At 68.4% G+C, this 14,463-nt stretch carries 12 protein-coding genes; 5 read left to right on the top strand and 7 right to left on the bottom strand.

Going from position 1 to position 14,463, the window contains the following annotated elements:
• Window positions 1-29 precede the first annotated feature (29 nt).
• Window positions 30-674, top strand: coding sequence for an MBL fold metallo-hydrolase (locus tag ACT3UN_RS06650; RefSeq protein WP_301441936.1), 645 nt, complete (start codon window positions 30-32; stop codon window positions 672-674).
• 4 nt (window positions 675-678) lie between these two features.
• On the opposite strand, the gene ACT3UN_RS06655 is transcribed toward ACT3UN_RS06650, so the two are convergent.
• Entirely contained in the window at window positions 679-1,401 is a 723-nt protein-coding gene (locus ACT3UN_RS06655) for an aspartate/glutamate racemase family protein (protein WP_441579222.1), read from the bottom strand.
• Window positions 1,398-2,855 carry an NCS1 family transporter gene (locus ACT3UN_RS06660; RefSeq protein ID WP_301441938.1) on the bottom strand — a complete coding sequence of 486 codons (1,458 nt, stop codon included), beginning with the start codon at window positions 2,853-2,855 and terminating at the stop codon, window positions 1,398-1,400. The genes ACT3UN_RS06655 and ACT3UN_RS06660 overlap by 4 nt, the downstream gene beginning before the upstream one ends.
• Window positions 2,856-3,033: 178 nt before the next feature.
• On the opposite strand from ACT3UN_RS06660, the gene ACT3UN_RS06665 reads away from it, so the two are divergent.
• Entirely contained in the window at window positions 3,034-5,337 is a 2,304-nt protein-coding gene (locus ACT3UN_RS06665; protein ID WP_301441939.1) for a HelD family protein, read from the top strand.
• A 37-nt stretch (window positions 5,338-5,374) separates the two neighbouring features.
• Here the strand turns inward: ACT3UN_RS06665 and ACT3UN_RS06670 are convergent, their stop codons facing one another.
• The 4 genes from ACT3UN_RS06670 to ACT3UN_RS06685 are packed head-to-tail and all read right to left on the bottom strand — an operon-like array spanning window position 5,375 to window position 9,111.
• The gene (locus tag ACT3UN_RS06670; RefSeq protein WP_301444262.1) at window positions 5,375-5,821 is read right to left on the bottom strand and encodes a universal stress protein; all 447 of its coding nucleotides are present in this window, start codon (window positions 5,819-5,821) and stop codon (window positions 5,375-5,377) included.
• 49 nt (window positions 5,822-5,870) lie between these two features.
• Window positions 5,871-8,003 carry an excinuclease ABC subunit UvrB gene (gene uvrB / locus ACT3UN_RS06675; protein ID WP_441579225.1) on the bottom strand — a complete coding sequence of 711 codons (2,133 nt, stop codon included), beginning with the start codon at window positions 8,001-8,003 and terminating at the stop codon, window positions 5,871-5,873.
• 4 nt (window positions 8,004-8,007) lie between these two features.
• Window positions 8,008-8,589, bottom strand: a complete 582-nt coding sequence (gene coaE, locus ACT3UN_RS06680) for a dephospho-CoA kinase (RefSeq protein ID WP_301442959.1) — start codon at window positions 8,587-8,589, stop codon at window positions 8,008-8,010.
• Between the two features lie 54 nt (window positions 8,590-8,643).
• Window positions 8,644-9,111 carry a hypothetical protein gene (locus ACT3UN_RS06685; protein WP_301442958.1) on the bottom strand — a complete coding sequence of 156 codons (468 nt, stop codon included), beginning with the start codon at window positions 9,109-9,111 and terminating at the stop codon, window positions 8,644-8,646.
• A gap of 66 nt (window positions 9,112-9,177) precedes the next feature.
• Here ACT3UN_RS06685 and ACT3UN_RS06690 point away from each other — a divergent pair, with 66 nt between their 5' ends.
• Complete coding sequence (locus ACT3UN_RS06690) at window positions 9,178-10,458, top strand: DUF4185 domain-containing protein (protein ID WP_444656795.1); 1,281 nt, start codon at window positions 9,178-9,180, stop codon at window positions 10,456-10,458.
• A gap of 107 nt (window positions 10,459-10,565) precedes the next feature.
• On the opposite strand, the gene ACT3UN_RS06695 is transcribed toward ACT3UN_RS06690, so the two are convergent.
• Entirely contained in the window at window positions 10,566-11,933 is a 1,368-nt protein-coding gene (locus ACT3UN_RS06695; RefSeq protein ID WP_441579894.1) for an acetyl-CoA C-acetyltransferase, read from the bottom strand.
• Between the two features lie 181 nt (window positions 11,934-12,114).
• Here ACT3UN_RS06695 and ACT3UN_RS06700 point away from each other — a divergent pair, with 181 nt between their 5' ends.
• Both ACT3UN_RS06700 and ACT3UN_RS06705 read left to right on the top strand, forming a co-directional pair.
• Entirely contained in the window at window positions 12,115-13,452 is a 1,338-nt protein-coding gene (locus ACT3UN_RS06700; RefSeq protein WP_301442955.1) for a 3-oxoacyl-ACP reductase, read from the top strand.
• Between the two features lie 13 nt (window positions 13,453-13,465).
• Entirely contained in the window at window positions 13,466-14,392 is a 927-nt protein-coding gene (locus ACT3UN_RS06705) for a MaoC family dehydratase (RefSeq protein ID WP_301442954.1), read from the top strand.
• Window positions 14,393-14,463: the final 71 nt, after the last annotated feature.

Below are 14,463 nucleotides of genomic sequence, written 5' to 3' on the forward strand. Positions count from 1 at the left end.
TCGAACGGGATACGGGTTATGGTGGTGCCATGACTTCAGCACAGATCACCACGACGACAGTAGGCCCCATGGGCAACAACTGCTACCTGGTCAGCGTCGAGGGCGACGCCCTGCTGATCGACGCCGCCGCCGACGCACCCCACCTGCTCGCCCTCGCCGAGGAAGCCGGCGTCCGCATCACCGACGTGCTCACCACGCACCAGCACTTCGACCACGTCCAGGCGCTCGAGGAGGTCCTCGCCGCCACCGGGGCGCGGCACCACGCCTCGGTGCAGGACGCTCCGGCGTTGCCCGCCGCCGTCGACGTGACCTGGGGTACTGACCCCGACGACGACGCACCGGAGGCCTTCACGACCTCCTCCCCCGCCCTCGACGGGCTCGGCATGCGGCTCGTCCTGCTGCGCGGGCACACCCCGGGCGGCCTCGGCGTGATCCTTCCAGGCCAGGTTGCAGGCCAGGACGGCCCGACGCAGCTCTTCTCCGGCGACAGCCTCTTCCCCAGCGGCGTCGGCAGGACGGAGACACCGGAGGACTTCACCTCCCTGCTCGGGGACGTGACGCGTCGCTGCTTCTCGCTTCCGGACGACACGGTGGTCCACCCCGGCCACGGGGACGCGACGACCATCGGCGCCGAGCGTCCCCACCTCGACGAATGGCGCGAGCGCGGCTGGTGACCCGCTAGTCCTGCAGGGGCCACCCGGTCATGCGCTTCGGCCGCGGCGCGGCGTACGTCCGGACCTTGGAGGTGGTGAGCCCGAGGTTCACCAGGGACTCCGCCAGCTGGACGGCGGCCGCGACGCCGTCCACCACGGGAGTCCCTGTCGCGGCGCGCACGGCGTCGTCCAGTCCCGCCATTCCCCCGCAGCCCAGGACGATCACCTCGGCGCGGTCCTGCTCGACAGCGATCCTGGCCTCCTCGGCGATGGCCTCCACCGCGGCCTGCGCCGACTCCTCCAGCTGCAGGACGGACAGTCCCGAGGCCCGCACGGAGGCGCAGCTGCGGTCGAGCCCCGCCAGGGTCAGCCGGTCCTCGATGAGCGGGACGGTGCGGTCAAGCGTGGTCACCACGCTGTAGGTGCGTCCCACCAGGCTCGCCACGTGGCCGGCCGCCTCGGTGATGTCGACCACCGGGACGTCCAGCATCTCCTGGAGCGCCTCCCTGCCGTGCTCACCGAAACCGGCCTGGATGACCGCGTCGAACGGCCCGTCGTACCGGGAGACCGCGTCCATCACGCCGACGGCGGCCAGGTGGCTCTCCATGTTGCCCTCGACGGACTCCGCCCCGAAGCGCGGGGTCAGCGCCACGATCTCGGTGCCGGAGGACGCCGCGGCCTCCGCCTGGGCGCCGATAGAGGCGGTCATCGTTGCGGTGGTGTTGACGTTGACGACGAGGATTCTCATGCTCGCTCCTTCTGAGTGGTGGGGTCCTGAATCTCGGGTGCGACGACCGCCGCGGCGTCGGTGCCCGCCAGGAAACGACGGGAGGACGGCAGTGTTCTCATGAGCACCCAGTAAACCAGCGCGGCCGGCACGAGGCTCACGTACCACCCCACGTCCGAGAACGGCAGGGTGATGAGCACGCCGACGACCACGGCGACGACCGCGGCCCAGTTCACCCCGCGGAAGGGCCCACGCGGGTCGTAGAGCTCGTCGATCTCGAGCCGGCGTCGACGGACCAGGTAGTAGTCCACGACCATGACCGCGAAGATCGGGCCGAGGAAGGCCGAGTAGATCTGCACGAAGGTCTGCAGGCCGTCGGCGTTCTCGTCGCGGACCAGCAGCCAGGGGAAGGTCGCCGGAGCGAGCACACCCACCAGGACCGCGGCCGTGCGGAACTTCATGCCGAACATGTCCATCAGCACGTACGTGGGCGGAACCACGTTGTTCAGGACGTTGGTAGTGACCTGTGCGAAGGCGATGAACAGGAGCGTGATGACGAGCAGCGGGGTGTTGTCGACCGCGTTGGAGAACACGTCGATCGGGTCGACCACCCCGGTGGCCTCCGAGACCATCAGCCCGATGAGCCCCATGAACAGGGTCACCGGCAGGATCGCCGCGGTGTACAGCGAGAACATCGTCGCAGGGCCGCTGGAGGTGGAGTGTTCGCGCGAGTAGTCGCTGACGTTGAGCATCATGGTGGCGTAGATGCCGAGGAAGAGCATCGTGGCTCCCCAGAACGGCAGTCCCCAGGATCCTTGGGCATCCAGGCTCTCGCCGAGTTCGGTGCCGTAGCGGTCGATCACGCTGAAGAACATGTAGATCAGCGCGCAGAGGATGAACACCGCGCCGATGTTCTCCAGCCACTTGATGCCCTGGAACCCGGCGACCGACAGGGCGATCTGCAGGGCCTGGAACAGGATGAAGAACAGCACGATGTTGCTGAACCCGAAGAGGGTGTCGGCGATCGAGTTGATCGCCATCGCCCCGACCCAGCTCTGGAATCCGTACCAGACCAGCGCGGGCAGGGCGCGGACCAGACCGGGGATCCGGGTGCCGACGAATCCGAAGGAACTGCGGACCTGGACCATGAAGGGGATCCCCCACCGGTGCCCGGCGGCGCCGTTGATCGTCAGACCCACGGTGATGACCACGCACCCGATGACCATGGCCACGATGGCCTGGACCAGGTTCAGGGTGCCCACCAGCGAGGACCCCATGGTGAAGGTGCCGATCGACACGCAGCCACCCATCCAGGCGAAGAGATACGACGTCTTGCCCATGATGCGGGTCTGCTGCGGCGCCAGCGACTCCTCGCCGGCGCCCTTTCCTTCATGCTTCCCTTCATGCTGCCCGTCGTGCCGCCCGTGGTCCGGGATGGTCGCAGGTGGGCTTTCAGGTGTTCTCTCTGTGGTCACGGTGGTGTCCTTCTCGGTGAAATGTCATGAATCTCTCTGATACCAGGACAGCATATTGATGTTTCACCCTCGTGTCCCTGCTGAACAGATGGGGCCTGCCGATGGCGGCCGTCCGCGGCGTAGGATGGTCGTTCCTGTCGCGACGCCGACGGGGCCCGTTCAAGAGATTCAGGAGACCATGAGCACCACCGCTTCCGACCACCCGGACATCTCCGCCGAGCAGGAACACCTCGACGAGTTGCTGACGGTCGTCGACGAGTCGCGCGAGCGTCTCACCGACCGTATGCGCCGGGCGCAACGCCGCCGTGCCGACATCGACCAGCCGCAGACGCTGCTGGAACGCGACCACGAGACCTACGAGGTCGCCGGGCGTCTGGACGAGTACTCCGCCGCGGAGATCGGCCTGTTCTTCGGTCGTATCGACGTGGAGGACGATGAGCCGGAGAACCCCGTCACCGACGTCGACGGCGAAGCTCCGCTCGACCGTCGTTACATCGGTCGCATCGGCCTGCACACCTCCGACGACGAGATGCGCACCCTGCTGATGGACTGGCGCGCCCCGCTGGCCCGGCCGTTCTACCTGGCGACCACGTTGCACCCCGAGGGTGTGCACGTGCGCCGGCACATCCGCACCCGGGGTCGCACGGTGACCGACGTCGCCGACGAGCGGCTCTCAGGCGGCGACAGGCAGGCAGGACGCTCCGGCGGCGAGCGCGACGGATCGGTCGCCCAGGAGGGCGCGCTGCTCCACGCGGTCAACCGCGCGCGTGACCGTCACATGCACGACATCGTGGACACCATCGTCGCCGAGCAGGACCGCATCATCCGCGAGGAGCACCGCGGCGTGACGGTGGTGCAGGGCGGTCCGGGGACGGGCAAGACTGCGGTCGCCCTTCACCGTACGGCGTACCTGCTGTACACGTGGCGCGAGCAGCTGGCGAACACCGGTGTGCTGATCATCGGCCCGAACCGTCGATTCCTGGACTACATCTCGCAGGTGCTGCCCAGCCTCGGTGAGACGGGCGTGGTGCTGGCCACGCCGGGCAGCCTGCTGCCCGGGATCGACGCCCGGCCGCTGAGCGCGGAGTCGCTGACGACCCAGGAGGTCAAGGGGTCACCGGCGATGCTCGAGATCCTCGCCGCGGCGGTACGGGACCACCAGACGGTGCCGGAGGAGCCGGTGGACTTCCTCATCGACGGGGTGACGGTCGCGCTGACCCCGCGGATCGCCCGGCAGGCGCGTACCCGGGCACGCCGGACGCACCGTCCGCACAACCTCGCCCGCGCCCGGTTCAGCGACGTGGTTCTCGACCTGCTGCGCGACGCGATGGCCGACTCCATCGGCGCGGACCCGTTGGGCGGGGAGAACCTGCTCACCGCCGCCGACCGCGACCAGTTGCGTGAGGACCTCGCCGCCGAGCCCGCGGTCGCCGAGGCCGTCGACGAGTTGTGGCCGGTACTCACCGCCGAGGAGGTCCTCACCGGTCTCTACGGGTCGCGGGAGGCCGTGGACTCCGCCGCGTCCGACTACGACGACGTCACCCGGGACGCCCTGGTGCGCGAGGACGCCCCGGAGGACTGGACGGAGGCGGACGCCCCGCTGCTCGACGAGTTGGCGGAGATCCTCGGGATCGCCGGTGCCGAGGAGGCCGAGGCCGAGGAGCGACGCCGGTGGAAGTCACAGGTCGACGAGGCGCAGGAGGCGCTCGACATCCTCAGCGGTTCGGCCTACCAGGACCTCGACGACGGTACGGACGCCGAGATCCTCATGGCCTACGACGTCATCGACGCCGAGCAGCTGGCCGAGCGTCAGCGCGTGCGTTCCTCGATGTCCACGGCCGAGCGTGCCGCCGCCGACCGCACCTGGGCCTTCGGCCACGTCATCGTCGACGAGGCGCAGGAGCTGTCGGCCATGGCGTGGCGGATGATCTTCAGGCGCTCGCCGAACCGGTGGATGACCCTGGTCGGCGACCCGGCGCAGACGGGCAGCCCGGCGGGCGTGGAGGACTGGTCGGACGCCCTCTCCCCGTTCGTCAAGGACCGGTGGAGGCTGCACGAGCTGACCGTGAACTACCGCACGCCGGCGGACATCGCGGAGATCGCCACCGCGATCCAGTCGGAGATCTCCCCCGGTCAGGCCACCCCTGACTGCCTGCGTGAGACCGGCACCGGGATCCGCGAACTCCCGCTCGCCGACGTGGCGACGGCCGTGGCACGTGCTGTCGAGGCCGCCGGCGACGGCCTGGTGGGCGTCATCGCGGCGCCGCAGCGCATCGCCGGCCTGCAGGAGGCCTACGCCGCGGATGAGGTGGTGGTCTCCGACGTCAACGGTGCCAAGGGCCTGGAGTTCGACGAGGTCGTGCTGGTGGAGCCCGGGGAGATCGTGGACGCCTCGCCCCAGGGGCTCAACGACGTCTACGTCGCGGTCACCCGCTCCACCCAGGGACTCACGCTGGTCCACGACCAGCCCCTGCCCTGGTAGGACCCCCACCCAGGTCCCCCCTCCCCAGGGTGGGGACCTACACGGTGTGCACGATCATCACGTCGCAGTCGGACTGACGCGCCACGTCGGCGGGCACGGAGCCGAGCAGCCGTCCGGTCAGCGAGTTGATCCCCCGGTTGCCGACGATAAGCAGGTCGGCGGACTCGTCGGTGACGATGCCCATCAGGGCGTCCACCGGGGCGCCCTCCTTGATGGCGGTGGAGATCTTCGTCGCGCCGACCTCCTTGGCCGCCTCCACGGCGGCGGCGAGGTTGTCGTGGGCGGGGTCGCCGCCGACGACGGTCTTCGAGTCCATGCGGATCGCCTTCACCGCGGACTCGGCGTTCTTGTAGAAGGCGCATCCGATGACCAGGCGTGCGTCGAAGGCCGCAGCCAGCGCCGCCGCACGTTTGACGGCCAGGACCGAGGACGACGATCCGTCGGTCCCGACGACGATGGTCTCGTAGTTGGTGCTATCGCTCACTGCCAGCCCTTTGTGATCGGTGATGGTTTCCACATGAAGCCTACCCCAGTCAGATGCCGGCTTCGATCATGCCGCGCAGTTCCTTCTTCAGGTCCGCGATCTCATCGCGCAGCCGTCCGGCGAGCTCGAACTTCAGCTCCCGGGCGGCGTCCTGCATCTGCGACGAGAGGTCGGCGATCAGCTTCTCGAGTTCCGGACGCGCCATGTTCGCGGTGTCCCCCGCGCCGACCGCGGCGTCACCGCCGGCGACGCTGACGTCGGCACCGAAGCCGGTCGCCCCACTGCCCGCGCCTGCCTCGTCACCACGGTTCTCGTAGACCTGGTCGAGGATGTCCGCGATCGCCTTGCGCAGCGGCTGCGGGTCGATGCCGTGCTCCTTGTTGTAGGCGATCTGCTTGGCCCGGCGCCGTTCGGTCTCGTCCATGGCGTACTGCATCGAGTCGGTGATCTTGTCGGCGTACATGATCACCTCGCCGGAGACGTTTCGTGCCGCACGGCCGATGGTCTGCACCAGGGAACGCTCCGAGCGCAGGAAGCCCTCCTTGTCCGCGTCGAGGATCGCCACGAGCGACACCTCGGGCAGGTCCAGGCCCTCACGCAGCAGGTTGATGCCGACGAGTACGTCGTACTCGCCCAGGCGCAGCTGGCGCAGCAGTTCCACCCGCTTGAGCGTGTCGATGTCCGAGTGCATGTAGCGCACCCGCACCCCGTGCTCCAGCAGGTAGTCCGTGAGGTCCTCGGCCATGCGCTTGGTCAGGGTCGTGACCAGCACGCGCTCCTGCTTCTCCACGCGCTGGCGGATCTGCTCGATGAGGTCGTCGATCTGCCCCTCGGTCGGGCGCACCTCGACCTTGGGGTCCACCAGACCGGTGGGACGGATGACCTGCTCGACGAACTCACCGCCGGCCGCGGCGATCTCGTAGTTGCCCGGGGTAGCCGACATGTAGATGCACTGGCCCTTACGGTCGTCGAACTCCTCCCAGGTCAGCGGCCGGTTGTCGAGGGCGCTCGGCAGGCGGAAACCGAAGTCCACGAGGTTGCGCTTACGCGACATGTCGCCCTCGAACATGCCGCCGATCTGCGGGACTGTCACGTGGGACTCGTCGATGATGGTGAGGTAGTCGTCCGGGAAGTAGTCGATCAGCGTGGCCGGGGCGGAGCCGGCCTCGCGCTGGTCGACGTGCCGGGAGTAGTTCTCGATGCCGGAGCAGTAGCCGACCTGCTGGATCATCTCCAGGTCGTACTCGGTGCGCATGCGCAGCCGCTGGGCCTCGAGCAGCTTGCCGCGTCCCTCAAGGTCGGCGACGCGCTCCTCCAGTTCGGCGTGGATGTCCTCCATCGCCTTCTCCATGCGCTCGGGTCCGGCCACGTAGTGGGTCGCCGGGAAGATGCGGATCTCCTCGACCTCGCGGATCACGTCGCCGGTGAGCGGGTGGATGTAGAACAGGCTGTCGATCTCGTCGCCGAAGAACTCGACGCGCACCGCGAGCTCCTCGTAGGCGGGGATGATGTCGACCACGTCGCCCTTCACGCGGAACGCCCCGCGGGTGAAGGAGACGTCGTTGCGGTCGTACTGGATGTCCACGAGAAGACGCAGGAACCGGTCACGTTCAACCTCCTCGCCCGCCTTCAGCATCACCGAGCGGTCCAGGTAGGACTGCGGGGTGCCGAGGCCGTAGATGCAGGAGACCGAGGAGACCACGACCACGTCGCGGCGCGACAGCAGGTTGGACGTCGCGGAGTGCCGCAGGCGTTCCACGTCGTCGTTGACCGAGGAGTCCTTCTCGATGTAGGTGTCCGACTGCGCGATGTAGGCCTCGGGCTGGTAGTAGTCGTAGTAGCTGACGAAGTACTCGACGGCGTTGTTCGGCAGCAGGCTGCGCAGCTCGTTGGCGAGCTGCGCGGCCAGCGTCTTGTTCGGCGCCATGACCAGCGTCGGACGCTGCTGCTGCTCGATGAGCCAGGCGGCGGTGGCGGACTTGCCGGTACCGGTGGCACCCATCAGGACGACGTCCCGCTCGCCCCGGTTGAGCCGCTCGTCGAGTTCCTTGATCGCCGCCGGCTGGTCACCGGCCGGCTTGTAGTCGCTGATGACCTCGAAGCGTGCGTCGGTGCGCTCGACGTCACCGACGGGACGGAACTCCGACTCGGAGAGGACGGGGTGTTCTGCGGCGAAGGCCATGGGGTTACACCTTCTCCCAGAACGCGTCGACCTGAGCGATCAGCGACTCCACGTCGCCGCCGTTGTCGAGGACGACGTCGGCGACGGCCAGCCGGGTGTCGCGGTCGACCTGGGCGGCGAGGCGACGACGCGCGTCGTCTTCGTCCAGCCCCCGGGCAACGAGGCGGGTGATGCGGACCTCGTCCGGGGCGTCGACGACGAGGACGGTGTCCACGGTCTCCGTCTCCCCGTTCTCGATGAGCAGGGGCATGTCGTAGACGACGACCTCGCGTCCCTCGGCGGCGGCGGTGTCGAAGAGCTCCGTGGTACGTTCCCGGATCCGCGGATGGGTGATGGCGTTGAGCTTGTCGGTGGCTGCGGTGGAGGCGAACGCCTGGCGGGCGAGCTCGGCGCGGTCGAGGCCGCCGTCCCCGGTGATAACCCCCTCGAAGGCGTCCGCCAGCTCGGCGAGTGCCGGCTGGCCGGGCTCCACGATCTCGCGGGCGACCTTGTCCGCGTCCACGACGAACGCGCCCTTCTGCCGGAGCCGTTCGGCCACCGTCGTCTTGCCGGATCCGATGCCACCTGTCAGGCCGATAATGCGCATGGGGTCAAGGATAGCGCTGTCGGCCGGTGGTGGCAGCGAACACGTGGGCGAAGGTCAGGACCCCGGCAACGGCAGGGTCAGCGACCCGGTGAGCGACCCACTGCCGGAGGAGGTCAGTGCCGCACCGGCGGCCGTGAGGCACTGGTAGTTCGCGGCGTTGGTGTTGGCGAACAGGTAGCGCAACTCACCTGCGGCCTTGAGCGCCCCCTCGGCATTCGCGGCGGCCCACTGGTCGGCGATTTCCTCGAGCTTCGCGCCGAGGTCGGCGCAGAAGGGCTGGTCACCGGTGCCCAGGTCGCGGTTGAGCAGGCTGCCGACCGAACCGTCCACCCCCTGGGGGTCCGGGAGCTCGGGGGACGTGTCGGCGTCGTCCGTGTCCTCTTTGTCATCTGTGGTTTTGGCGGTGCCCTCTGGGGCTGCGGTTGCCAGAGGCGCGCCGGCTGCGAGGAGGAGCGTAGCCAGACCGGTGGCGGCGAGACGGACGGGCCGGCGTCGATTCTTCCGGAGCGATGTACGGGTCATGAGTGTGAACTATAGTCATCAACCGACACTCATTTCACAGTAGTGACGTTTCTTCACAGGAGCCCCATGTTCTTTTCTTCCCTCCAGCGCGTCTCGTCGCTGTCGCTCACGGCCGTCGTGACGGCGGCGACCGCGGCGGTCCTCGGTGGCGCGACAGCCGCCGCGGCGCCGTGCGACACCTACTCCCCCAACCTCATCGACCGGGCGTCAGCCCTGCTCAGCTCGGGCCACGGATCCACCAGCAGCTCAGGGAGTTCAGGGAGCTCGTCCACGTCCGGGTCGCTGACCTCCTGGGCGGACGGCACCCCCTGGGACCTGCCGAACCTCTCCGGCCCGACGGAGGGCATGTACATGGTCACCGGGCCGAACAGCCCGGACCAGACGCACGCGCTGGGCCTGGCGTCGACGGACCTCGGGTTCATGTGGGACGCCGGGGGCGACCGCACCCTCGCCGCCTTCGGCGACAGTTTCGGCTGCGAGTCGGGTCTGAGCGGTTGGCACTCCAACGCACTGTTCTCCTCCACGGACACCGACCCGTCCGACGGCTTCTACCTCGACGGCACCGCCAACGGTGAGCGCTCCGGGGAGTTCCTCCCCTCCTCGTTGAAGGAGCCGGGTACCGAGCACACGAAGATCCCGACGTCCGGGATCGAGGTCGGCGGTAATCAGTACGTGGACTTCATGTCGGTGCGTTCCTGGGGCAACGCCGGGCAGTGGACCACGAACTACGCGCAGACTGTGGTCTCCGAGGACGACGGCAAGACCTTCAAGTCTGTCGAGAACTCCACCCGGGCCTCGACCAAGGCCGCATCGGACCCCAGGATCACCGACATCACCGACGACCGGCCGGTCGTCGACGGCTTCCAGATGACCGCCCTGACGAAGCACAGCGAGAACAACACCAACTACGTCTACGCCTACGGCACCCCCAGCGGCCGGGACGGTTCGGCGAAACTCGCCCGCATCACCGAGGACAACTTCCCGAACTGGTCGCAAGCCGAGTACTGGGACGGCGACGGCTGGTCCACCAAGCCCGACGCCGCTGCCACCGTGCTGAACGGGCGGGTCTCCGAGCTCTCCGTACAGTACGACGAGCACAGCGAAAAGTGGCTGGCGATGTACGAGTCCACCGAGGGCATCGTCCTGCGCGAGGCGCCGTCCCCCACCGGGCCGTGGTCGTCGAAGAAGACCGTGGTGTCGCGCCTGCAGTTGCCGGACGCCTACGGCTCCTTCATGCTGCCGAGGCAGGACCCCGCGGACCCGTCCACGCTGTACTTCGTGATGACCACCTGGTCGGGCTACAACACCGCCATGATGCGCACCGACCTGGACCGCGTGCTGGGCTGACAGGCCTGAGAGCCCCCACGCAGAGAGCAACCCCGAAAGGTCGGTCGCACCGACCTTTCGGGGTTGCTCTCTGGATACCCTCTGCCGAAGTGAGGGTCCGGAAGGATCTACCGCTCGATGATCGCGGTGATGCCCTGTCCGCCGGCGGCGCAGACGGACACCAGGGTGCGTCCGCCGCCGTTCTCCTCGAGGGTCTTCGCCGCGGTGGCGATGATACGTCCACCGGTGGCGGCGAACGGGTGGCCCGCGGCCAGCGAGGAGCCCTTCACGTTGAGCTTGGACCGGTCGATGGAGCCCAGGGGGGCGTCCAGGCCGAGACGGTCGCGGCAGTAGTCCTCGGACTCCCATGCCTGCAGGGTCGCCAGGGTCTGGGAGGCGAAGGCCTCGTGGATCTCGTAGTAGTCGAAGTCCTGGAGGGTCAGGCCGTTGCGCTCCAGCAGACGCGGGACGGCGTAGGTCGGGGACATCAGCAGTCCGTCCGGGGTGAGTCCGTCGTGGCCGTGCAGGAAGTCCACCGAGGCGGTCTCGGAGTCCACCAGGTACGCCTTGACCGGGAGGTTGTGGGCCTCGGCCCACTCCTCGGAGGCCAGCAGGACGGCGGAGGCGCCGTCGGTCAGCGGGGTGGAGTTCGCCGCGGTCATGGTCGCCTGGGTGCCGTGCGCGGCGGCGTCCTTCTTGCCGAAGACCGGCTTGAGCTTGGCGAGCTTCTCCACGGAGGAGTCGGCACGGAGGTTGGTGTCGCGCTGCACGCCGAGGAAGGGGGTCACCAGGTCGTCGAAGAAGCCGGCGTCGTAGGCGGCGGCGAGCTTCTGGTGCGACTCGACGGCCAGCTGGTCCTGGTCCTCGCGGGAGACGTTGAGCTCGCGGGCGGTGATCGCCGCGTGGTCACCCATGGACAGGCCGGTGCGCGGCTCGCCGTTCTGCGGCTGGTCCGGGGCGAACTGGGAGGGACGCACCGAGCCGAGCAGCTTGACGCGCTCACCGGTGGTCTTTGCCGCGTTGACCTTGATCAGGGTCTTGCGCAGCTCGTCGTTGACGGCCAGCGGCGCATCGGAGGTGGTGTCGGAACCGCCGGCGATGCCGGCGTCGATGCGTCCCAACGCGATGGCGTCGGCGACCTGGACGGCGGCGGCCAGACCCGTGCCGCAGGCCTGCTGGAGGTCGAAGGCGGGGGTCTGGGCGTCCAGGGCGGACCCCAGGACGACCTCACGGGTCAGGTTGAAGTCGCGTGCGTGCTTGAGGACGGCACCGGCGACAACCATGCCCAGCTGCTCGTCCTGCAGCCCGTAGCGTGCGACGAGACCGTTGATGGCCGCGGTCAGCATGTCCTGGTTCGACGCATTGGAGAACTCCTTGTTGGAGCGCGCGAACGGGGTGCGGTTGCCGCCGAGGATGGCGACCTTACGAGGCGAAGTAGTCATCTGGATGTCTCTCCATCGGTTGTTGTCGTGTCGTCGTGTCGTGGTGTGTGCCAGACGTCCCCGGGAAGTCTACCGGGGGATCCGGGTCGACCCCAGATCTTCGTGTAACCCGCGTCACGGATTTCCGGGACATGGTTCGGGGTCACATACTAGGGTACAAATGTGAACATACATTGTTCGGGCGACCGTAGGTACGCTTTCGAATAACGGATCCACTACCAAGGAGTTACGAACGTTGTCTTCCTCCAATAAGGGCCTGCTTGACCAGGTCGTCAATTCCGGGCTCGCTGGAAAGCTCGGCGTCCCCCAGGGTGAACCGCTGCGCCGCTACAAGAAGGGCGAGCCCGCCCTGGACGGCCCCGTCGTCATCGGCGGCGAAGGACGACTCGCCGCGGGGATCAAGCCGCTGCTCGCCGACGACTACCAGTTCGTCGACGCCGGGACGGACGCCAAGCGCGCCGCCCTGGTCTTCGACGCCACCGGAATCACCAAGCCGGAGGAGCTCCACCAGCTCTTCGACTTCTTCAACCCGCAGATGCGCAAGCTGCTGCCCTGCGCCCGCCTCGTGGTCATCGGCACCACCCCCGAGCTGGTGAAGGACCGTGACGAGCACATCGTGCAGCGTTCCCTCGAGGGCTTCACCCGCTCGGTCGCCAAGGAGCTGCGCCGCGGCGCCACCGCCCAGCTGGTCTACACCGCACCGGAGGCTTCCTCCGACCTGAGCGGTCTGGAGTCCACCCTGCGCTTCCTGCTGTCCGGCAAGTCGGCCTTCGTCGACGGCCAGGTCATCCGTGTCACCGCGGACGCCTCGACCGCCCCGGAGTCCTGGGACGCCCCGCTGGCCGGCAAGATCGCCGTCGTCACCGGTGCCGCCCGCGGCATCGGCGCCGACATCGCCAAGGTGCTCGGCCGTGACGGTGCCAAGGTCATCTGCGTCGACATCCCCGCCGCCGGCGAGGGTCTGGCGGAGACCGCCAACGAGGTCAAGGGCTCCTCCCTGCCCCTGGACGTCACCGCCGCGGACGCCGCCGAGCGGATCAAGACCCACGCCGAGGAGCGCCACGGCGGCAAGGTCGACATCATCGTCCACAACGCCGGCGTGACCCGCGACAAGCTACTCGCCAACATGGACGAGGGCCGCTGGAACATGGTGCAGAACATCAACCTCGTCGCCCCCGTGCGCATCACCGAGGGCCTGCTGGCCAACGGTGGCTTCGCCGACGGCGGCCGTGTGGTCGGCGTGTCCTCGATGGCCGGCATCTCCGGCAACCGTGGTCAGACGAACTACGCGACCACCAAGGCCGGCGTCGTCGGCCTGGTCGACTCCTTCTCCGAGGAGCTCGCCGACAAGGGCATCACGGTCAACGCCGTGGCCCCGGGCTTCATCGAGACCGCCATGACCGACGCGATGCCCTTCGGCACCCGCGAGGTCGGACGCCGCCTCAACTCCCTCGCCCAGGGTGGCCACACCGTGGACGTCGCGGAGACCATCGCCTACTTCGCCGGCAACGCCTCGAACGCGGTCACGGGCAACACCGTGCGCGTCTGCGGCCAGAACCTGCTCGGCGCCTAGAAAGGACCCCAGCGTGACTGTCACCTACAAGGAACTCCCCGCCATCCCCGACCTGATGGCCGAGTACAAGGGTGCCGCGAAGAACATGGTTCCCGTCGTCGGCGCCAAGCGGTCAGCCACGAAGGACCCGTCGACCGGTTTCGAGGTCAAGGGCGTGACGATCGACATCGCCCACCTCGCCGACTACAACGCGGCGGTGGGTCTGCGCCTCGGCAACGAGCTGCCGTACACCTACCCCTACGTGATCTCCTTCGCGTTGGTGATGAAGGTGATGTCGACCGACGACTTCCCCTTCAACGCCGTGGGTGGCGTGCACCTGACCAACGTCATCGAGCAGACCCGCCCGCTGACCGTCGACGACGTGCTGCACATCCGCACCCACGCGGAGAACCTGCGCAGGCACCGCAAGGGCCTGCTGATCGACATGGTCACCGAGGTCTTCGTCGAGGGCGAGGACGGTTCCGCACCTGTCTGGCGTCAGACTTCCGGCTTCCTGGCCAAGGGCGCGAAGCTGTCGTCCTCGGCGGACGCCGCGGTCGCCGCGCGTGACGAGGACACCGGGTCGCTGTTCGAGCGTCCCGAGGTCCCGTCCGACCCGACGCCGATGGCCACGTGGCCGGTCGGTCCGGCGGACATCAAGCAGTACGCGGACGCCTCGGGTGACAAGAACCCGATCCACGTGTCCACGCTCGGCGCCAAGGCCTTCGGCTTCCCGGCGACGATCGCCCACGGCATGTGGTCCGCGGCGAAGATCCTGTCGGGCCTCGAGGGCCACCTCCCGTCCGCAGGACGCTACGCGGTGGAGTTCGCCAAGCCCGTGGTCCTGCCGACCAAGGTCGCGTTCTTCACCGAGCAGACCGAGGACGGCTGGAAGCTGCAGCTGCGCAAGGCCTCCAAGTTGGAGACCCTGCACGCGATCGCCGAGGTCTCCTCGCTCTGAGGATGCCCTGAGGACGCTGTGACGCCGTAGCCGTCTGCCCCGCCTGAAACCCCGCACACCCTGGGTGTGCG

The sequence above is a fragment of the Corynebacterium sp. AOP12-C2-36 genome, assembly GCF_052379185.1.
In the GTDB taxonomy this organism is placed as follows: domain Bacteria; phylum Actinomycetota; class Actinomycetes; order Mycobacteriales; family Mycobacteriaceae; genus Corynebacterium.

Coding starts and splice junctions, on each gene's coding strand:
- coaE (WP_301442959.1), bottom strand. CDS start 8,589: ATGCGCATTATCGGCCTGACAGGTGGCATCGGATCCGGCAAGACGACG.
- uvrB (WP_441579225.1), bottom strand. CDS start 8,003: ATGGCCTTCGCCGCAGAACACCCCGTCCTCTCCGAGTCGGAGTTCCGT.
- ACT3UN_RS06655 (WP_441579222.1), bottom strand. CDS start 1,401: ATGAGAATCCTCGTCGTCAACGTCAACACCACCGCAACGATGACCGCC.
- ACT3UN_RS06650 (WP_301441936.1), top strand. CDS start 30: ATGACTTCAGCACAGATCACCACGACGACAGTAGGCCCCATGGGCAAC.
- ACT3UN_RS06665 (WP_301441939.1), top strand. CDS start 3,034: ATGAGCACCACCGCTTCCGACCACCCGGACATCTCCGCCGAGCAGGAA.
- ACT3UN_RS06685 (WP_301442958.1), bottom strand. CDS start 9,111: ATGACCCGTACATCGCTCCGGAAGAATCGACGCCGGCCCGTCCGTCTC.
- ACT3UN_RS06690 (WP_444656795.1), top strand. CDS start 9,178: ATGTTCTTTTCTTCCCTCCAGCGCGTCTCGTCGCTGTCGCTCACGGCC.